This window comes from Erythrobacter sp. SN021 (assembly GCF_021864455.1).
In genome coordinates this window covers 20747-41768 of sequence record NZ_JAKKUW010000005.1, presented here as the reverse complement: position 1 = coordinate 41768, position 21022 = coordinate 20747, and the positions used below count along the sequence as shown (strand labels likewise).

Here is a 21022-nt window from a genome sequence, read left to right as displayed (position 1 = left end):
CGAGGAGAGAGACGATGGCTGACTACAGAAACCTGATCGATGGCGAGATGGTCGACAATGGCGAATGGCTGGAGGTTTTGAATCCCGCCAACGAACAGGTTGTCGGTCGCGTGCCCGCTTGCGGCAAGGACGAGCTCGACCGCGCGGTCGCCGCCGCCCGCCGCGCCTTCAAGGACTGGAAGAAGACCTCGCCCGAAGAACGCCAGAAGGTCGTCCAGGGCATCGCCGCCGCGATCAAGGAGAATGCCGACGAGCTGTTCCGCCTGCTGACTTCCGAGCAGGGCAAGCCGCATGCCCAGGCGCAGCAGGAAATCTACGGCGCTGCCGGGCTCGCCGCCGCGCAGTCGACACTGACGCTCGACGATGTGGTCAATCAGGATGACGACACGCGCCTCTCGCGCACCCGCCGCGTGCCGGTGGGCGTGGTCGGCGGTATCGTGCCGTGGAACTTCCCGGTCATGATGGCGATCCAGAAGATCGTCCCAGCGCTGGTCGCGGGCTGCACCATCGTGCTCAAGCCGTCGCCGTTCACCCCGCTCACCACGTTGCGTATTGCCGAGCTGATCAAGGACGTGGTGCCTGCGGGCACGGTGAATATCATCACCGGGGAAGACAGTCTCGGCCCGATGATTACCGAGCATCCCGATATCGACAAGATCACCTTCACCGGCTCCACCGCGACGGGCAAGAAGATCATGGAAGGCGCGAGCGGGGACCTGAAACGCATCACGTTGGAACTGGGCGGCAATGATGCCTCGATCGTGCTGCCCGATGCCGATGTCGAGAAAGTGGCCGAACAGCTCTTCTGGTCGAGCTTTTCCAATGCCGGCCAGGTCTGCATCGCGGCCAAGCGGGTCTATATTCACAAGGACATCTACGACGATCTGAGCAAGGCGATCGCCGAATACGCCAAGACCGTGGTGGTGGGCGACGGATCGCAGCAGGGCACGGGCGTCGGCCCGATCCAGAACAAGAAGCAGTACGAGCGCGTGCTGGAGCTGATCCAGGACGCCAAGGACAATGGCTACAAATTCCTTACCGGCGGAGACAAGGACCCCTCCGGCACCGGTTATTACGTACCGATCACCATCCTCGACAACCCCCCAGAGGATGCGCGCATCGTGGCCGAGGAGCAGTTCGGGCCGGTCATGCCGCTGCTGAAGTTCGACAGTATCGACGAAGTGATCGAACGCGCGAACAATTCGGAATACGGCCTTGCCGGGGCGGTGTGGACCAAGGATACCGACAAGGGCGTCGAGATCGCCGAACAGCTCGAAACCGGCACGGTGTGGATCAACGAATTCATGCACCTCTCGCCGTTCTCGCCCTTCGGCGGGCACAAGCAGTCGGGCTTCGGCGCCGAATACGGCTTGGATGGGTTGAAGGAATTTACTTATCCGCAGGTCATCACGGTCAAGCGCGACGCGGCCGTCTGATCACACGTCCTGTTCCGGGCGGGGCGGGCCGAAGCCCCCTCCGCCCGGCGTCAGGATCACGAAAGCATCGCCGGGCTGCATCTCGGCCGATCCGGTTGCGCCGAGGTCGTCGCGCGATCCGTCCGCCCGCTCGACCCAGTTGCGACCGGGCGCTGCATCGCCGCCGCCGCAAATGCCCCTGGGTGCGACCTTGCGCCGGTTGGCGAGCATATTGGCCCGCATCGGTTCGAGGAAGGTAATCCGGCGCTCGACCCCGTCGCCTCCGCGATACGCGCCGTCGCCGCCTGAGCCGTGCCTGATGGAGAAGGCGTCGAGCCGCACGGGTAGCCGCGTCTCGAGGATTTCCGGATCGGTCAGCCGCGAATTGGTCATGTGCGTCTGCACCGCACTGGTGCCGTCATGATCGATCCCCGCACCCGAGCCGCCGCAGATCGTTTCGTAATACTGATGCGCCTCATTTCCGAAGGTGAAATTGTTCATCGTGCCTTGAGAGGGCGCGAGGCGACCGGTCGCGGCGAACAGCGCATCGGTGACGACCTGGCTCGTCTCGACATTGCCCGCCACCACTGCCGCGCCGGGCCTCGGGTTGAGCATGGAGCCTTCGGGCACGATCAGCTCGACCGGGCGCAGGCAGCCGTCGTTCATCGGGATCGCATCGTCGATCAGCGTGCGCAGGACATACAGCGCCGCCGCGCGCGTAATGGATTTCGGCGCGTTGAAATTATCGGATAGCTGACCGCTCGTTCCGGTAAAGTCGAACACGGCGGAGCGGTCGTCCCGGTCGATGCGGATCGCAACCTGCACCCTTGCGCCATTGTCCATCGGATAGACGAAATCCCCGTCGTCCAGCCTGCCAAGCAGGTGGCGCACGCTTTCCTCGGCATTGGCGAGGACGTGATCCATATAGGCCGTGACGACCTCGCTGCCCTGATCGCGCGCGGCCGATTGCAGCAGCTCCATCCCGCGCGTGCAGGCGGCTAGCTGGGCGCGCAGATCGGAGATGTTGCGATCGGGCTTGCGGGCTGGGTGGATCGCGGAAGCGAGCAGTTCGCGCATCTCCTTTTCTCGACAACGCCCCTCTTCGACGAGAAGCGCGTTGTCGATCAACACGCCCTCCTCCTCGATGCTCCGACTTTCCGGCGGCATCGATCCGGGGGCGATGCCGCCAATGTCCGAATGATGTCCGCGCGCCGCGACGAAGGCGTCCGGCTCCGCGCCATCCTCGCCGAAATAGACCGGCACGATCACGGTGATGTCGGGCAGATGCGTGCCGCCGCGATAGGGATCGTTGAGCACATAGGCATCGCCGCGCCGGAAGCCGCGGCCATCGCGCCCCGCACCGCGAGCCTCGATCACCCGCGCGATGCTGTCGCCCATGCTGCCGAGATGGACGGGTATATGCGGAGCATTGGCGATCAGCGCGCCCGATGCATCGAACAGCGCGCAAGAGAAATCGAGCCGCTCCTTGATGTTGACCGATGTCGCGGTCGATTGGAGGACTACGCCCATTTCCTCGGCAATCGCCATGAAGAGGTTGTTGAAAATTTCCAGTTTGACAGGATCGACTTCGGTGCCCGCCGCACGTTCGCGGTGGATCGCTTCGGTACGGGTCAGCACGAGGCTGCCTTCCTCGGCCAGACAGCCTCTCCAGCCTGGCTCGACCACGGTGGTCGATGCGGCATCGACGATCAGGGCCGGACCATCGACTGGCACGCATCGAGCCAGGGCAACGCGTTCCACCGTAGGCCAGATGCCAGAGGCCGTGCCCGCGACGGCCATCGGCTCGGCCCGGGCCGCGCCGAGACCGCCCGACGATCCCCTGGCTTCGACGCTGAGCGCCTCGACGATGATTTTCGCTTCGTCATCGGAATAACCGAAGCGCTGGCGGTGCAGGGCACGAAAGGCGCGATCCATCGCGTCCCGGTCCCCGTACTCGATCGTGAGGAAGCTGTCGCTGCCCTCGAATCGCAATCGGGCGCGACATTCGATCTCGATGGCTTCGTCCGCGATATGTTGGTCGAGCAGGGCATTGCGTGCCTCGCGCTTGAGGGTGTCCAATTCGGCGGACAATCCCTCGTCCAGCCCGCGCACGATGCTCACTTCGCGGATGACCTTCACGGGTGCGAGGCCGATGCCATAGGCGGACAATATCCCCGCCAGCGGATGGACCAGCACTGTCTCCATACCCAGCGCATCGGCGACGCGGCAGGCATGCTGGCCGCCCGCACCGCCGAAGCAGGCGAGCGCATAGGTCGTCACATCGTGCCCGCGCGCCACGCTGATCTTGCGGATGGCGTTGGCCATATTGTCGATAGCGATGGCGAGGAAACCTTCGGCGATTTTCTCCAGCGATCGGGAATCGGACAGCGTGGCTGCAATTTCCTCCAGCCGCGCCCGCGAAGCCTCCCGGTCGAGCGGTTGGTCGCCGCCGGGGCCGAAAACGCTCGGGAAGAAAGCGGGATCGAGGCGGCCGAGGAACAGATTACAGTCGGTAACCGTTAGCGGGCCTCCCTTGCGATAGCAGGCAGGGCCGGGATCGGCGCCCGCGCTTTCGGGACCGACGCGGAAACGACCGCCATCGAACTGACAGATGGAGCCGCCGCCCGCCGCCACCGTGTGGATCTGCATCATCGGCGCCGCGACGCGCACGCCTGCCACCACGCTGTCGCCGGTCAGCTCGTGTTCGCCGGCGTAATGGGCCACGTCGGTGCTGGTCCCGCCCATGTCGAAACCGATGAGCTTCGCATGACCAAGCGGCTCGCTCGCCGCGACCATGCCGACAACGCCGCCTGCGGGGCCGGACAGGATCGCATCCTTGCCGCGAAAGGCGCCGACTTCGGCCAACCCTCCATTGGATTGCATGAAGCGCAGGCTTCGCGTCTCGGGAAGGCCCGCACGCAGACCGTCGGTGTAGCGCCGAAGGACAGGAGAGAGATAGGCGTCGACCACGGTGGTATCGCCGCGTGGGACAAGGCGGATGAGGGAAGAGACTTCGTGGCTGACGCTGACCTGCGCAAAGCCAAGCTCGCGGGCGATGGCCGCGAGACGCTCTTCATGCGCGCGATACTTCCAGCCATGCATGAGGACGATGGCAAGCGCGTCGATACCATCCTTGCGCAATGCTTCGAATTGCGCGCGCGCCGCGTCTTCGTCGAGAGGCGTCAGGACCTCGCCATCGGCAGCCATCCGCTCGTCGATTTCGACCACGCACGAAGGTAGCTGTTCCGGCAGAACGATATGCCTGGCGAAAATCTCGGGCCGTGCCTGATTGCCGATCCGCAGCGCATCGCCAAAGCCGCGTGTGGTCGCCAGAGCGAGTCTCTCTCCCTTGCGTTCGAGCAGGGCATTGGTCGCGACCGTGGTCCCTATCCGCATTTCGACAACCGGGCCTGCGCCATGATGCGCCATCAGCCGCCGCACCGCTTCGCTTGCCGCGTCGTCGTAATGATCCGGGTTTTCCGACAACAGCTTGTCGGTCACCAGATGCCCGGCGGGGGTAACTGCCACGACGTCGGTGAAGGTGCCGCCGCGATCGACTGCGAAGCGCCATGCGCCGGTTCCTTTGCTCATGCCCATCGCCTGCGCTTCGCATGCGCCACGCCAAAATTCAAACGGCTCGAGCGGAAACCGCCGCCGCCGCGTTCTTTCCCTGCAATAAGCCGGTCTTAACCATTTTTCTTTAGCTCCCCTGACTGCGGCAACGGGGCTTGCCGACACGCCACTCAGGGGGGTTGTCGATGCAGCAGCCGGACTGCATGCACATTCAGAATCCGACAGAAATGTCGTTCGGAGGAAACTGCACACGCGGCTACATTGCGCCGGGTTTCGAACCCGTCGCTCACGCCTTTGCCTCCGCCATCCAGGCGCAAAGCGCGCTGGGTGCGGCCTGCACGATCATTCATCGGGGAAGGACGGTCGCCGACTTGCAGGGGGGATGGCGGCAGAAAACCCGACAAGAGCAATGGCAGGGCGACGACATCGCGCTCGTCTACTCGCTGACCAAGGGGCTCACCGGAATGGCTGGAGCGGTCGCCGTGTCGCGCGGTCTTTTCGCCTATGACGAACCGGTCGCCGATATCTGGCCAGAGTTCGCCGCCCATGGGAAAGGCAATGTCACGGTGGGTCAGGCCCTGTCGGAACAGGCGGGCCTTGCCGCGATCGATTTCAAGCTATCGCTGGATAATATTGCCGACGAGGAGGCGATCTGCGCCGCCATCGCCGCACAAAAGCCGAACTGGACGCCCGGCGAGCATAGCGGCAACCATGCCTATACGCTCGGTTGGATCGCCAGCGAACTGATCTGCCGCCGCGATCCCCATGGTCGCCGCCTGCCCCGATTTTTCGCCGAGGAAATTGCCCGACCGCTCGGTGTCGATGTCTTTATCGGCCTACCCGACAGCTTCGAACGCAACCGCATCGCGCGGATCAAGGGCTTCGGTCTTCAGGATCTCTTCCTCCACCACACCACCATGCCCTGGCTGCTCACTTTCAAGATGTGTCTGCCCGGTACGCTGGCTTTCCGGACGCTCAACAACCCGTTGATCCTGGCAGGGCCGGGTGCGCTGGATCGCGAAGCATTCTGGCGGGTGGGCCAGGGTGCGGCGGGCGGTATGGCCTCGGCTCGCGGGCTCGCGGCGCTATATCAGGCCTTCGTCGAAGGAGGCGAGAAACTGGGCGTCACGCCCGAGGTGATGGCCACGCTTTGCGCAGGGCATGCTTATCCGCGCAAGGGCCTGAGGGACCAGGTTCTAACGGCCGACATGTATTATTCCCACGGTTTCGAAAAGCCTTTCGCCGAGTGGGAATACGCCCGCACCCGCAGCGCCTTCGGCAGTTTCGCGGTGGGCGGCAGCCTCGCCTTCGCCGACCCGGAAGACGAGGTCGCCTACGCCTGGATCACCAATCAGCTCGGTACCGGAAAATGGGACGATCCGCGCGAGAAAATCGTGCGGGACGCCTTCTACGCCTGCCTGGAGATGAACGCATGACTATTGCACATATCGTCCTGTCGGACCTGCACCTCGGCGCGCGGGACAGCCTGCTGACGCATGTGAACGCCCATGACGAAATCGCCGACGGACCGTCCGAAGTCCTCACCGCCTTTGCCGACGGTTTGCGCGAAACGCTGCGCGAACGGCCCAAGCCGCAGCTTGTTCTGCTCGGCGATGCGCTCGATCTTGGCCTGTCGCCTTTCGGCGATGTTTCGAAGAGCTTTCTCCAACTGATCGACGCCTTCTTTCCCGAAGATGGGGACGAGGTGTTTCGCCGCGAGATTGTCTATATCGCGGGCAATCACGACCATCATATCTGGCGCATGGCGCAGGATCACGGCTTCATCGCTTCGCTTCAGGCAGGGGATATACCCGGCGATCTCGAATACGTCACTTCGATCACGGGTCCGCCAGCGCACCGCTGTCGCCTGATGGAATCACTGATCGCGCACCGGCCGCACATGGCAGGGGCCACGGTAAGCATCGCTTATCCCAACTGGGGGCTCGCCGATGGCAATACGGGCCGCGCGGTGGTGATGCATCATGGGCATTATCTTGACGGGATGTACCGCGCGCTGTCGAGCCTGCGCGGCTTTCTCGAAAACGGTGAAGCGCAGCCCGAGACCATGCAGCAACTCGAGGCCGAGAACGGTCCCTGGATCGACTTTCTATGGTCCGACCTGGGCAGCGCGGGCGAGATCGGCGGCGAAGCGGGTTCGCTATACGCAACCATGCTCAGCGCCGGTGCGAGCCACGATTTCGCCGAAAGCATAGCGCGGCGGATTACCGGCGGGCTGAATTCGAAGCTGGGCATCAATCCGAAGATGCAGCTCAAATACGGAATCACGCTCGATAACCTCATCCGTGCGAGCGTCGATCTCACCGCGGGCCGTGCGGCGGAGCGTCAACGCGACGGGTACGGCCACGTTCTGGGTGAAGCCGAGATCGAGGATATCGGATGGTATCTTGGCACCCCGGTGGCCAATCAGCTCCGCGAGGAATTGGGAGAATTGCCGCGTGAGTTGAGCTTTGTCTTCGGCCACACGCACAAACCGTTCCAGGATGAGTTGATGGTCGAGGGGTACACGCTGCCCGTCGGGGTTTTCAACACCGGGGGCTGGGTGCTCGACGAACCCACGCTGATGCCGGTGCAGGGATGTTCGGCGGTTCTGGTTTCGGATGATCTGGAAGTCGCATCGCTTCGCCTGTTCAACGATCCCACCGACGGCGCGATGTCTCCGGTACGGGTCGAAGGCAGCGGTCGTGTGTCGCGCCTCGCCGACGAAGCCGGTGCTGCGGTCGAAAGGGCGGCCAGTCACTGGGCCGATTTCTCGCACATCGTCCATAAACGCATCGTCGAGGAGGCGGACAAACGTGTCCGCCGTATGCTCGACAAGTCCAACGAGGCTCATCGGGAGGCTGCGGAATGACCATGCAGAAGCGGATTGCCAGAAGCCTCGACCGGGCCAAGTCGCATTACACCGTCCTCGTCATCGGGTCGGGCTATGGCGCGGGCGTTGCCGCTTCGCGTCTGGCACGTGCCGGCCAGGATGTCTGCGTCCTCGAGCGGGGCAAGGAACTGCTGCCGGGCGAGTACCCCGACAGGATTTCCGAAGCTCAAGGTTCGGTCCAGATCAATGCGAAGGGCGGACGCATCGGCGAACCGGACGCGCTGTTCGAAGTCCATGCGAACAACGATCAATACGCACTGGTCGGCTGCGGGCTTGGGGGCACCTCGCTGATCAACGCCAACGTCTCGCTCGAACTCGATAAACGCTTGCTCGACCAAGCGCACTGGCCCGCTGCCTTCCGCGAAAACCCGCATGAAATCGACGCCTATTACGAGCGTGCCCGCGAGATGCTCGCACCCAATCCCTATCCCGACAGCTACCCGGCATTGGGAAAGCTGGAAGCGCTGGAACATTCGGCTAAGGCGATGGGCAAGCGGTTCCACAAGACGCCCATCAACGTCACTTTCGAAGACAAGCTCAACCGGTTCGGCGTGCCGCAGCCCGCCTGCACCAATTGCGGGGATTGCGTATCGGGCTGCAATGTCGGCGCCAAGAACACCACGCTGATGAATTATCTGCCCGATGCGGCGAATCACGGCGCGGAAATTTTTGCGCAGGCCAAGGTGCTGTGGATCGAGCGTTGCGGCGACGTTTGGCGTGTCCATCTCGAACCCAATGGCAAGGATGCGCCGAAAGGCCCCGGCAGCATCACGGCCGACCATGTCATTCTCGGCGCCGGTGCGCTGGGCTCGACCGAAATCCTTTTGCGTTCGCGCGGCAAGGGCCTCGAACTTTCCGATCGCCTGGGCGCAAGCTTTTCCGGCAATGGCGATGCGCTGGGTTTCGCCTATGACAGCTATCTCAAGGCAGAGAAACAGGGCGACGAGCTGACCGCCAAACCGCTCTATGCGATCGGTGTCGGTGCTTCGGATATTGCGAAAGATGCTTACCCTGGTCCCTGCATAACCGGCGTCATCGACATGCGCGGGACTGAGGACGTAACCAAGGGCCTCGTGATCGAGGAAGGCGTGGCGCCGGGCATTCTCGCAGCCGCGCTCGCCCCCGCTTTTTTCTTCGGGGAGGCGCTGGCGGATGGTTTCACCCGCTTCGGCATGGATCAGGTAAAACCTCGCCTTATGGACGCCAAGGCCATGGGCGAAGCGCTGCAGACCGATCCCGGCAATATCGCCGAATGGGCCTATAAGGGGCCGATGGCGCGAACCCAGACCTATCTGGTGATGAGCGTGGACAATGCCGGTGGACAGCTCGCTCTCGAAAACGATCGGCTGACGATCCACTGGTCTGGCGCGGGCGAGCAGCGCACCTACCGCCGCGATGACGACAAGATGCGCGAAGCCGCGGAAGCGATCGATGCGCAGTATTTCTCCGACCCGCTGTGGAGCGATCCGTTCGGCAAGAAGCTGATCACCGTTCATCCCATCGGCGGCTGCGGCATGGGCGATGATGCGACCACTGGCGTGGTCGACGATACCTGCCGCGTGTTCGCCGGTCTCACAGGTGCCGATGTCCACGAGGGGCTGTATGTTTGCGACGGTGCGGCGCTTCCGGGTTCCGTAGGCGTCAACCCCTTGCTGACCATTACCGCCGTGGCCGAGCGCGCGGTCGAGAAACTCGCCTTGAGGCAAGGTTGGACGATCGATTACGCTCTGGGCGCCGAACGCCCGCTGCCTAAAACGCAAGCTGCCACAGGGCCGGCTTCGGAGCCAGTGTCAGAGCCCGTTCTCGCGGCGAATGCCGACACATTGCGTCTCGGTGTCGCCAAATGGGTCGCGGGTCACGCCATCGATCCGGTATCCCGCGGGATCGAGGAAGCCGCGCTGCATTACGAAAGCGGCGCGTTCGACAAGGGAAAGGCGGCGATACGCCGACTGGTGATGGATCATCCGGCGGCGATGAGCCCGGGCCTTTCCTTCACCGAAACGATGGCCGGGCATATCAGTGCCACCGGTTGCCATCATCATCCCTGCAGCAAGGCGGAACGCATTCGCGACGACTATGCAAATGGCGAAGCCTGGGGGCGGACGGAAGCAAGTGGATGCAGTTTCCTGCTGACGGTGGCGACCGACAATGTGCACCGCATGATCGAGGACAGTCAGCATCGCTCGCGCATCACCGGCACCGTTACGGTGAGCGCTATTTCGCCCGATCCGCTGCCGGTGCGCGATGGCACCTTTCGTCTGCTGATTGCCGATCCGGCCAGGGCGGAAAGCTGGAAGATGCTGTATGAAATGGTGCTGGAAGGCCCCGATGGCCCCGTTCACTTTCAGGGTTTCAAGACGCTGGAACAGCGTGGCCAGTCCGATCCCTGGACCGATCTCACCACGCTGTTCGTGACCTTGCGCCACGGCGAGGACGCATCCGGCGACTTGATCGGTCGCGGTGTCCTCAAGCTCGGGATCGACGAGTTCATGCGTCAGCTCACGACGGTCAAGCTTTATGCCTCCGGCAGTCTGATCGGATATATCGTGAACCTCATCCCGCGCGCCAAGAAGGCGATTGAGACCTATTTTCTCGCGAAATATGCAGGGTTCTTCGCGATGACCGTGTTCCGCGCCTATGGCGGCATGCTGGCCACGCTGAATGACTTCGCGGGTAAGGATGCAGCCAAGCTGGTCGCGCGCGAACTGCGCCTTCCGCCCGCCGAACACCACATCGTACCCACGCGCGACGGCGTGAATATCGGCCTCACCCGCTATCGCGGCGGCTCGCGCGGGCCGCTGGTTCTGGCACCCGGCTTTTCGGTCCGCGCATCGAGCTTCGCAACCCCGACGGTGGAGAAGAACCTCGCCGAAAGCCTCGTCGCGCAGGGCTACGATGTGTGGCTGTTCGATTATCGCGCCAGCGCCGATGCCGGTAACGATCTCCAGCACCCGCCCGAATTCACCATCGACGCTATCGCTCGCTACGACTGGCCCGCCGCCATCGCGAAGATCCGCGCCCTATCGGGGGCGCAAAGCGTGCAGGCAATTGCCCATTGCGTCGGTTCGATGAGCCTCTTGATGGGCATCGGTGCGGGATGGGTTTCGGGCATTCGTTCGCTGATCTCCTCGCAACTGACCCTGCATCCGGTCACCGACTGGCTCAATTATCTCAAGGCCGATCTCGGTGTGGCCGGGGCCTTGGGGCAGATATCGCTTCTCGATGGTCATCTGGATTTCGTCAGTGGGGGAACCGACGCCGACTACGAAATCGACGCCATCGCCTACCAGATACCCATGCCCGAAGGGCAGGCGTGCAAGAATCCGACGTGCCGCCGTGTCTTCGGCGTATTCGGCCCCAGCTGGGACCATAATCAGCTCGGGCATGATACGCATCTCGCGCTTGGAAGCATGTTCAGCCGCGTCTCGCTGAAACCCTTCGAACAACTGCAGGATGTGATGCGCAGGGGGCTGGCAGTCGATGCTGACGGGCAAGCGATCTACACATCCGATGACGCCGCACGGCGCCTGGCTTTACCGATCAGCTTCCTGTCGGGAGCCACCAACAAGATATTCTATCCCGAAAGTGGCCAGCGTACGCGGGTCTGGCTCGAAGACAGAAATGGTGCCGATCTCTATCAGCAGCGGATCATACCGGATTACGGGCATATGGATTTGTTCATCGGTCACAACGCCCATCGCGACGTGACACCGATCATCCTGGATCAATTGGCGTGGCTGGACGATCAGAGCGGAATGGGGATGGGTGGATCGGCTCGATGTGGAATTCCTGGTGCTCATTCCGGGAAGCGGGCATAGCCTTCCGCGATGGCCGACGCAGGCGATACTTTCACCGCTGCCACCCGAACCGACGCGATCGTCCGAGAAAGACGCGGCGCCTTGGCTATCGGATGCGTCGTTTCCGCACTGACGATGGGGCTGTTACAGCCATTCATCTATGCCGCGAGCCTCTTAATGGTCGAGGCATTCACCCCTGGCGAGCTGCTGAAAACCCTTGAGGGGCCGCTTCTCATCTACATTTTCACGGCCTCTTGTGCGCTCACCTATATCGCCTACTCCAATTCCCGCCGGATCGAGGATGCGATTTCGGGTGCGGATCGGGTCGAACGGCCGGACATCAGTCGCCGGGCGCGAACTGTCTTGATACTCGCGATGGGGCACAGCGTTCTGTGGCCTGTCCTGCTCCTCAGTGCGCTCGGTGTGCCATTACCCCACAGCTTTCATTCGGCGGGATCCCACGTGGTGGGATCGTGGGCGTTGGTCTTCATATCGCCGGTCGTGCAGATATCGTTGTTCTATACGTTTTACGATCGCCTCATTTTCAAGCTATCGGCGGATTTGGTTACGATCAGGCCCGTAACGCTTAGATCGCGCTTGATGGTCTATATGGTCATCATCCCCGGCGCACTTGTGGTTTCCCTCGTGCTGTACATGAACGGGGTGGAGCATTCGGGGCCGGCGATCGGGGCCGAGGCGGCTCTGCTGGTCCTGCTCATCTGCGGAGCGAACTATTGTTCGATCTACCAGAATTTTCGGAAGACCCTCGACAATGTTTCGCAATTCGTCGCGCACGAATTGACCCGCGAAAAGACCATCCACGAGCCCGTCCTTCCTTCGACGCCCTTCGCATTTGTCGAAATCGCCAAAATTCTGTCGGAACTGGACAGATTACGGGAAGACAACGCCGATTTCATCGCACGACTCCAGGCCAGTGAAGCGAGGCTCAACGAAGCCCAATCGCTCGAACGGCTCGCGACGTGGGAAGCGCATAGCGATGGCTCGCTGATCTGGTCGGAACAGGCCTATGAGCTCAGCGGTGTCGCGCCTTCGGAGTTCGGCGGAACGGTCGAATTCTTTTTCGACATGATCCATCCGGATGACAGGGCTCGGGTCGAACGTACCTATGCGGAAGCGCTCGCCGAAGGGAAGCGTTACGACACGACACATCGGCTGATCCGACCCGATGGGAAGGAGGTGGTTCTGCGGCAGCGGGCCATCTTCAAGAAGGATGCCGAAGGTCGCCCCCAGTCCGCAGTGGGCATCTGCCAGGACATCACCCAGTTGGTTAAGCTGGAGCAGGAGCTTCGGCAGACCCAGAAGATGGAAGCTATCGGGCAATTGACAGGGGGGATTGCCCATGATTTCAACAATATCCTGGCGATCATCCTCGGCAATCTGGAAGTGCTGCGCGATTTCGAGAAGATCGATGCATCGCAACGAGAGCTTGTCGACGATGCCATTGGTGCGGCGATGGAAGCGGTGGATCTCACTCGCAGTATGTTGGCTTTCGCGCGCAAGGCGCCGCTCCAGCCCGAAATTTTCGATCTCAACGAAGTGGTCGACGAAACGCGGAAGTGGAGCGCGCGTATTCTCCCTGAAAACATCGAGATCAAGGCGGTTCTCGAAAGCGGTCTCTGGCCTGTTGAGACGGATGTCGGCTCGACCCGTAGCGCATTGATAAACCTGATCCTCAATGCGCGCGATGCCATGCCTCACGGCGGTACATTGACGATCGAAACCGCCAATATCGTTCTCGACGAAGCCTGCGTCAGCGAAACGCGTGAGGATCTGCAACCCGGGCGCTATGTCGTTTTGTCGGTCATCGACGACGGTGTGGGTATCGAGACCGGACTGCTGGAAGAAATCTTCTCCCCATTCTTCACCACCAAGGCGGCAGGAAAGGGGTCGGGGCTTGGGTTGTCGATGGTCCATGGATTCATGAAGCAATCCGGAGGGGCTGTCAGAGTCTCCACCGAACTCGGTCGCGGAAGCACGTTCAGGCTCTATTTTCATGCCAAGGATGCAGCGCAGCTCGCCTTGCGCGAAGACGACGAAGCTTGGCAGGGCAAGGTTTCGCAAGCGCGCATACTCGTCGTGGAAGACAATTCGGCAGTGCGCGATACCGTTATCCGAACGCTCGAGCGGAGCGGTTACGATGTCACGGCGACGGCCAATGGCGATGCCGCTCTCGACGCTTACAGGCAACGAAGACCGGGTTTTGACCTGATTTTGACCGATGTCGTAATGCCCGGGCGCCTGCAGGGGCCCGACCTGGCCAAGGAAATCCGGGCGCTCGATCCGGAGGCGCGAATAATCTTCATGTCCGGCTATGCCAGCCAGACCAATGTCGACGAGCATGGCTTGGCGATCGGCCAGCGGCGTTTGACCAAGCCGATCCGAAGGGCCGATCTGATCGATGCAATCGAAGGCGCTCTCGGAGGATAGGGCTGATCGACCGGGGCAGCACGGATCGTCAGCTCTCGCCGGGCTGGGAAAAGCCCCGATATCGCGGGAGGTGAGATGGAAAGATCGATTTTTCCGGCTGGCTGGGCAGAGTGCTCGATAATCGAAAATACACTCGCATACTGGAAAACCGGATGGTTATTTTGTAGTTAATTCAGGCGGATTTAACATACCGTCGTGGCTGTAGGAAGGTGAAGAAGGTTATGCAGGATTTATTCTATCGCAAAGCGCTTCAGGCTGTTGGCGATGGAATTTTGTTCATCGGTGCCGGTGAAGAAATAACCTTTTGTAATCGGGCCTTCCTCGACATGGCGGGCTATGGCGAGGCGGATATTCTGGGAAAGAACTGGCGTCTCCTGGAACGGGATGAAACGACAGCCGAACTCGCGGAGCGTATTAGGGATGCGATCGCCAAACGAGAGCGCTTTGAAGGCGAAGTGGTCGCTCATCGCAAAGGGGGAGGCGCATTCCGGCACAGTGTGTCGATCCTGCCCCAATTCGACGAGAACGGGAATTTCGTCGGTCTGATAGCAAAGCTGGGCGAGGGCCATCGAGGCGAGCGACAGCGGGATCTCGATGCGTTTCAAAAACATTCCCGCGTTATCTTCGAAAATATCGGAACGGGGGTGATGATCTGTTCGCCCGATGGCGTGGTGAGGAAGATCAATCCTGAAGCCATGCGGTCACTCGGACTGTCACCGTCGACAGAGGGGCGCACAATAGAGCGCGCCAAATTTGATCTCATCAAAGAAGACGGGTCCCCCTTTACCGAGGAAGACTGTCTTGTGAAATCGGTGATGGAGCGCGGCGAAGCTGTTCGCGATGCAATAATCGGCAAGCTGGCTGGTGGCTCGGGCGGAACCCAATGGTTTCATTGCAACGCTTTGCCGATAGTCGAACCCACAGGCGAGATCTCGACAGTCATCCTTTACTTCAACGATATCAGCCAGCGTCGTAACCATGAGTTGGCGGCGAAGGCCGATCAGCGCCGCTTCCAGCTTGCCTTGCGGGCAGCCCGAAGTGTCGTGTGCGATTGGGACCTGCTGACCGAAGAATTCTGGGCGAGCGAAAGCTTCGAAACCGTCTTCGGATCGTCCCCGCCAAGCACGATGGGCCTGACCGAGGTCCCGCAATATGTCGTCGAGGAAGATCGCGATCGCTACCAGCGCCAGCTACTCCAGGCTCTAGCGCAGCAGGACCGTCGATTGCAGCGGGAGTTCCGGTTCGTCAGACCGGAGGGCGGCATTGGGACTTTGCGGTCGGAATTCACCATCCACTATGACGATGATGGAGAACCCGTCCGGATCATCGGATCGACAATCGACGTAACCGAATTGCGCCAGAAAGAGGAAAAGCTGGCGAGTTCGGAAGAGCGATTGCGGATTGTGACCGAGCTATCCAGCGATATTCTGTGGGAGATGAACCCGGATACGGAGGTGGTTTGGCGTGCCGCCGAAGGCGTAGAACGGCTCGGTCTGGACCCCGATCTGGCGCCCTATTCGGGTGGGGCCTGGATCGATCAGGTCAGTCCGGAAGACCGGGAACGTGTGGTTTCGAGCCTGAGCGCAGCGCTCGAAGGCGGTGCGGATCGCTGGCGCGAGGAGTACCGGATGCAAAAGGCCGACGGGTCGACCTTGCTGGTTCAGGATACCGCTGCGCTCATCAGAGACGAGAACGGCGCCGTGACGCGCGTTGTGGGTGCCGTGCGCGATATCACCGAGAGCCGGCGACTCGAGGATTTTCTTCGCAACAAACAATCGCTTGAATCGCTGGGCAAGCTGACCGGCGGCGTAGCACACGATTTTAACAACATGCTCATGATCATCATGGGCAATACCGAGATATTGCTGGATGAAACCGATGATCCGGACGTGCGCGAACTGCTCGATCTGATCCAGTCGGCAGCCCGCAACGGTGCCGAACTGACCAGCCGCTTGCTGTCTTTCGCGCGGCAGCAACCGCTGGCGCCGCAGCGGATGAACATTGCCGAGCAGATGGAACAGATCGGCAAGCTCATCAGGCATGGGCTGCCGGAAGACATCACCCTGTCGGTTACGGCGAGCGAGGAGGATCTTTTCGTCGAGGTCGATCCCAGTCAGCTCGACAACGCGCTGGTCAATCTGGCGATGAATGCGCGCGACGCGATGCCCGAAGGCGGCCTGCTTACGCTCGAGGCATCGTCATATCGCGTGGAATTGGGGGCGTTGGAGAATGTACTGGCGCCCGGCGAATATGTCAGGATCGCGATGACCGACAGCGGTTCAGGCATGGCTACCGAAATTGCTTCTCGCGTGTTCGAGCCCTTTTTCACGACGAAAGCGAGGGGAGATGGGACGGGTCTGGGACTGAGCATGGTGTATGGTTTCGCCAACCAGTCGGGAGGCCACGCCTTCGTGGAAACCGCGCCAGGTGAAGGAACGACGGTCTGCATTTTCCTGCCGAAGATCGAACCGATCGAGGGTGAAGCCGAGAGCCGCGGAACCGAGTATACCTTTCCTCGAGACTCCGCTGCGAAGATACTGATCGTCGAAGATGAGGGGCAGGTGCGGCGTTACGTCGAAAAGTTGTTCGAGGCCGAAGGCTATTCGGTCCTCAGCGCGTCCAACGGCCCGGACGCAATGGCGCTGCTCGATCGGCACGACGATGTCGATCTCCTTTTCACCGATATCGTGATGCCGGGCGGAATGAATGGGCTGGAACTGGCGGAAAAGGCACGGCACCGTTTGCCGGGAATAAAGGTCATTTTTTCATCCGGCTATGCCAGTATGCGCACACTTGGCGACAGCTTCGATCCCGGTAGGGATATGTTGTTGCTCAAGCCCTATACGCGCATGGAACTGGCAAAAGCGCTCAAGCGCGTGACCTGCGATCCGGTCTGCGACTGACCGGGAAGAGCGCTATTTCGATGGATTGGCTTTCTCGAATATCAGGGTGAATTCGACTGCGTTACGCACCCCCAGTTTCTTGAAGATATTCGCCCGGTGAACCTCGACCGTGCGCGGGCTGATGTCCAGCGTCCTCGCTATTTCCTTATTGCTGTTGCCATCGACGATCTGCGCGGCGATTTCGCTTTCGCGCGATGTCAGAAGCGCGATCAGCGACTTGTTCCGTTCCACTTCGTCGACCTGGCGACGCAGCTCGATGGAACGCGCAATGTGCTCATTGATTTTCTTGGCGAATTCCTTGATCGATACGGGCTTTTCGATAAAATCCACCGCACCGTTTTTCATGGCATCGACCGCCAGGCTGATCTCGCCATGCGAAGTCAAAACGATGATCGGAACCGCCTGCGCTTCGTCGGGAATGCTTTCCAGTACAGCCATGCCATTCATTTCAGGCATTCGCATGTCCAGAATGACGCAATCGGGCAGTTCGAATTCGAGGCTTTCGAGAAAATCGACTCCGCTTCGGTAGGGGCGACAGGCAAACCCCTGTTTTTCCAGACCTCGCACCAGGGTCTGCCTCACACCGGATTCGTCGTCCACAATGGCCACGAGCGGCCGCGATTTCGTATCGCCATCGGATTGGTCGGGGCTCGCGCTCAAGGGACTCTCCACCTTTTTTCCGTCGGCCCTCGCAGCATCCGATACCAGCCTGGCTGCCTCGTCGGCGGGGGCCGGGCGTCCGGTCCAGAAGCCTTGCAACTGATCGCAACCCGCCTCTTCCAGTATCTGTGCGGCCGATTCGGTTTCGACTCTTTCCGCAGTGCACAGGATCCCGGTTCGTTTTGCCAGCCTTACCATGGCCCGGACTATTTCCGCTGCCCGTTCTTCCTGTTCCATCCGGGCGACGAAGTTGCCGTCGATCTTCAGTTCCGAGAACGGGAAATCGGACAATTGCTTCAGCGACGAGAACCCGATCCCGAAATCATCGATGGCGATACCATACCCGGCGACGCGCAGCTTGGTGAACGATTTCAGAACATTTTCATCATCGGGCAGGCCCGAGCGCTCGGTCACTTCGAAGATGAACTGGGAGGCTTTCAGCCCCTTTTCCTTCCGCAGACGCTCGATTTTCTCCAATCCCTCCGGCTGCTCGAAAAATTCCGGCTCGATATTGATGGCCAGGTGGAGATCGTCGGTTAGCACCTCGGAAGCCCACTCCATGCTTTTCTCGATCACGGTCTCGGTCAGCGAGTCCATTCTGCCATGGCTTTGCAGCTGCGCGATGCAGTCGTCGGTTGACAGCATCTCGCCATCCGCGTTCCAAAACCGGGCCAGCGCTTCGAACCCGGCCAGTTTGCGGGACTTGGCCCAGATCTTCGGTTGGAAATACAGTTGGAGCGTTGCCTGGATTTGCGCAAATTCCTCTCGCGAACATATCAGGGTATCGGGAGGCGAGGGCTTTTCCTTGTCGGGATCGGCCGATGGCTGCGAAGTCACCAGCCGTTCGAAATCGGTAAAGCTGAACGGTTTGGGCAGAAGTCCTGCGATCTTCGCCCCGCTGCCGGAAAGCAACCGTCCGGCCGCCTCAAGCACTGGTGCATCGGCGCCGCTGGTCAGGAAGACGCGGCCCGAGAAATCGGCCTGCTGCAGCTTTTCCGCGACATCTATACCTCCGATGTCGGGCATGTGGAGGTCGAGTAAGACGTCCGGTGAGGTGTCCCTCGCGGACAGCGCGGCAAAGAAATCGCGCGGTTCGGTGAAGGCCACGGCCTGAAGGCCAGCCTTCACGGCGAACCGCTTGAAGAGCTTCGCCGTCTGCGGATTATCGTCTAAAATAAATAACGAATGCACGTTGCCTCCCACTCGGGGCAAGGCGCGGGTATCACCCTAAATTAATCAGCGCAAACCCCGACCGACCGGATTGGGTGGTATAATAATATGAAGAGTATAACTTCTTTATTAAGTCATGCGGTGATGGGATTGCGTCCCGCAGGAAAAATCGCAGGGCATGGGACGATCCAACCATTCACTCCGGATTGGTGAGAAACGCCAATGCCCGAAGGGACATCGGCTTTTCCAGGGCAAGTCCGGCGCTGCCTCCTTGCAACCAGCGGATGGCCGCATTCGGGAATGTCGCTCCGCACACTTCTATGGTGCATAGGCAGCCCTCGGGTATCGGTTCGTCGAGCGCGATACACAACCCTTTCTGCGCGATGTTGAGCGCGGCGGCATCGATCCGGCGCCCGCAGACGAAAACGGATGCCGAATGTTCGAACGGGATGCGCACCGAGCGATAGGGGAACCCGGCATTTGTACCGATATCGCAGGGCGCATCGTTCATCAGCCCGAACCGCGCGCCGTCTACCCAGACGACGGTGGCCGTCACGAACGCCCTGCTGCTCCAGCGATAGCGCACGGGTTGCCCCGGCGTCAGCGGTATCGCCCCCTCGAAACCGCAGCCATACTCCGAAATGTCCTTCATGGTCGCCAGATAGGCTTTGCCTTCGGCCTCGATACAGGCCGGCCTGAATGTGCGAATACTGCGATCTTCTTGCCGTCGCTCCGGCTGTAAAACCGGCTGCGAACCGATCGCCATGTTCGACAAACCCCTGGGTGCCGAATTCCTCATCCAGCCTGCCTAGCGACAGGCGATTAAGCAACCTGCAAGCCGGATATTGAGATCTCTCTATGTGACGAAAGAGGGTTTTTTAACCACGAGGCTCTTTGGATAGAGCGCTGCCTCGGCCGGGCATGGCCCATGCCCCGACCATTTCGCAAGCCTGCCACGCGCCGCACATTCACCGGATGAAGAGCGGTACTCCAGTATCGAGGGCATGAGAGCAAGTGGCGGAGACGGAGGGATTCGAACCCTCGATACCCGTTACCAGGTATGGCTCCTTAGCAGGGAGCTGGTTTCAGCCACTCACCCACGTCTCCGCTGACGCATTTCGGCTGCGAGGGGCGCGCTATACCCATGCCCCCGCATGCCTTCAAGGGGAGTTTTTACAAAGGTTCGCGCCCATCTTTCATCGGCCCACAGACTCGCTTTGCCGCAATTTCGATTCGGTTCATCGCCGTTTCATTGCCGTGGCGGTCAAAGGGGATTCTTCTCATGGCGCAGCTGTCTGCGCATGCGTCGCCGACACGGAGGGATCGATGATCGAAATTATACGGAAACTGCCGAAGATCGGCTTCGCACTAGCAGCTTTCGGCTTAAGCGTGAGCCCGCTTGCGGCCCAGGTCGAGACAATCGACCCCAACGCCGCCATTGACGGCGATCTCGTCGAGCAGCCAGGCGACCAGCCGGTCTACGGCGAGCCGGAAGAAGCCACCACCTACACTACGGAACCCGAAGCGGCGGCGCCCCAGGACGCTTATCCCGAGCAGCCGCAATGGTCGGAGCAGTCCGCAGAGGAAGCCGCCAGCGAGGCGGTGGACACTGCCGCAGTCGACGATCCCGACACGACCTATCGCGAGGATGACCTCATCGGGGCGGCCGAAGGTGTATTCGGCAAGGGTGCGGAAGGGGTCGCCAAGATGGTCCGCAAACTGCTCGCCGAACAGGGCGAGCCCAATGCCTATATTGTCGGTCGCGAGGCGAGCGGTGCCTTCATCGTCGGCGCGCGCTACGGCTCGGGCACGCTTTATCACAAGGTCGAAGGCGAGCGTCCGGTTTACTGGACCGGCCCGTCGATCGGTTTCGATGCCGGGGCCAATGCCGGCAGCACCTTCGTGCTGGTGTACAACCTCTACGACAGCGAAGAACTCTACGAGCGGTATCCGGCAGGCGAGGGTCAGGCCTATGTGATCGGCGGCCTCACCGCGAGCTATATGCGCAAGGGCGATGTCGTGCTGATCCCGATCCGCATGGGGGCCGGTCTGCGGCTGGGGATCAATGCCGGCTACATGAAGTTTTCGAAGAAGCAGCGCTGGCTGCCGTTCTGAGGCGATAGCAGCCCTTCGGGGCGCCAAACCATAAAACCGGAAAGCATGGGG

General features: G+C 61.1%; 10 protein-coding genes and 1 tRNA gene. 7 read left to right on the top strand and 4 right to left on the bottom strand.

The genetic code is table 11. The features are described from left to right. Nucleotides 1-14 precede the first annotated feature (14 nt). The gene (locus L5849_RS11690) at nt 15-1436 is read left to right on the top strand and encodes an aldehyde dehydrogenase family protein (RefSeq protein ID WP_115417577.1); all 1422 of its coding nucleotides are present in this window, start codon (nt 15-17) and stop codon (nt 1434-1436) included. Here the strand turns inward: L5849_RS11690 and L5849_RS11685 are convergent, their stop codons facing one another. Then, a complete protein-coding gene (locus L5849_RS11685) occupies nt 1437-5006 on the bottom strand; it encodes a hydantoinase B/oxoprolinase family protein (protein ID WP_236925721.1) in 3570 nt (1189 codons plus the stop codon). A gap of 167 nt (nt 5007-5173) precedes the next feature. On the opposite strand from L5849_RS11685, the gene L5849_RS11680 reads away from it, so the two are divergent. From L5849_RS11680 to L5849_RS11655, 5 genes are all read left to right on the top strand, one after another. Further along, on the top strand, nt 5174-6424 hold the full coding sequence (locus L5849_RS11680; RefSeq protein ID WP_236925720.1) for a serine hydrolase: 1251 nt from the start codon (nt 5174-5176) through the stop codon (nt 6422-6424). Continuing rightward, on the top strand, nt 6421-7857 hold the full coding sequence (locus L5849_RS11675) for a metallophosphoesterase (protein ID WP_236925719.1): 1437 nt from the start codon (nt 6421-6423) through the stop codon (nt 7855-7857). Before L5849_RS11680 ends, L5849_RS11675 begins: the two co-directional genes overlap by 4 nt. Next, nucleotides 7854-11696, top strand: a complete 3843-nt coding sequence (locus tag L5849_RS11670; RefSeq protein ID WP_236925718.1) for a GMC oxidoreductase — start codon at nt 7854-7856, stop codon at nt 11694-11696. Before L5849_RS11675 ends, L5849_RS11670 begins: the two co-directional genes overlap by 4 nt. 9 nt (nt 11697-11705) lie before the next feature. After that, nucleotides 11706-14123 (top strand): PAS domain-containing hybrid sensor histidine kinase/response regulator, encoded by a 2418-nt coding sequence (locus L5849_RS11665; RefSeq protein ID WP_236925717.1) that lies wholly within the window; start codon nt 11706-11708, stop codon nt 14121-14123. 221 nt (nt 14124-14344) lie between these two features. Then, complete coding sequence (locus tag L5849_RS11655) at nt 14345-17026, top strand: PAS domain-containing protein (RefSeq protein ID WP_368735738.1); 2682 nt, start codon at nt 14345-14347, stop codon at nt 17024-17026. 12 nt (nt 17027-17038) lie between these two features. Here the strand turns inward: L5849_RS11655 and L5849_RS11650 are convergent, their stop codons facing one another. The 3 genes from L5849_RS11650 to L5849_RS11640 all read right to left on the bottom strand — a co-directional run bounded on the left by L5849_RS11650 (nt 17039) and on the right by L5849_RS11640 (nt 19963). Then, nucleotides 17039-18877: an EAL domain-containing protein gene (locus L5849_RS11650; RefSeq protein WP_368735737.1), complete on the bottom strand. Its 1839-nt coding sequence runs from the start codon at nt 18875-18877 to the stop codon at nt 17039-17041. A 175-nt stretch (nt 18878-19052) separates the two neighbouring features. Next, complete coding sequence (locus L5849_RS11645) at nt 19053-19622, bottom strand: PilZ domain-containing protein (protein ID WP_236925713.1); 570 nt, start codon at nt 19620-19622, stop codon at nt 19053-19055. A gap of 249 nt (nt 19623-19871) precedes the next feature. Further along, nucleotides 19872-19963, bottom strand: a tRNA-Ser gene (locus tag L5849_RS11640). Nucleotides 19964-20182: 219 nt separating this feature from the next. Between L5849_RS11640 and L5849_RS11635 the strand changes: the two genes are divergently transcribed. Next, nucleotides 20183-20971 carry a DUF1134 domain-containing protein gene (locus L5849_RS11635; RefSeq protein ID WP_236925712.1) on the top strand — a complete coding sequence of 263 codons (789 nt, stop codon included), beginning with the start codon at nt 20183-20185 and terminating at the stop codon, nt 20969-20971. Nucleotides 20972-21022 lie beyond the last annotated feature (51 nt).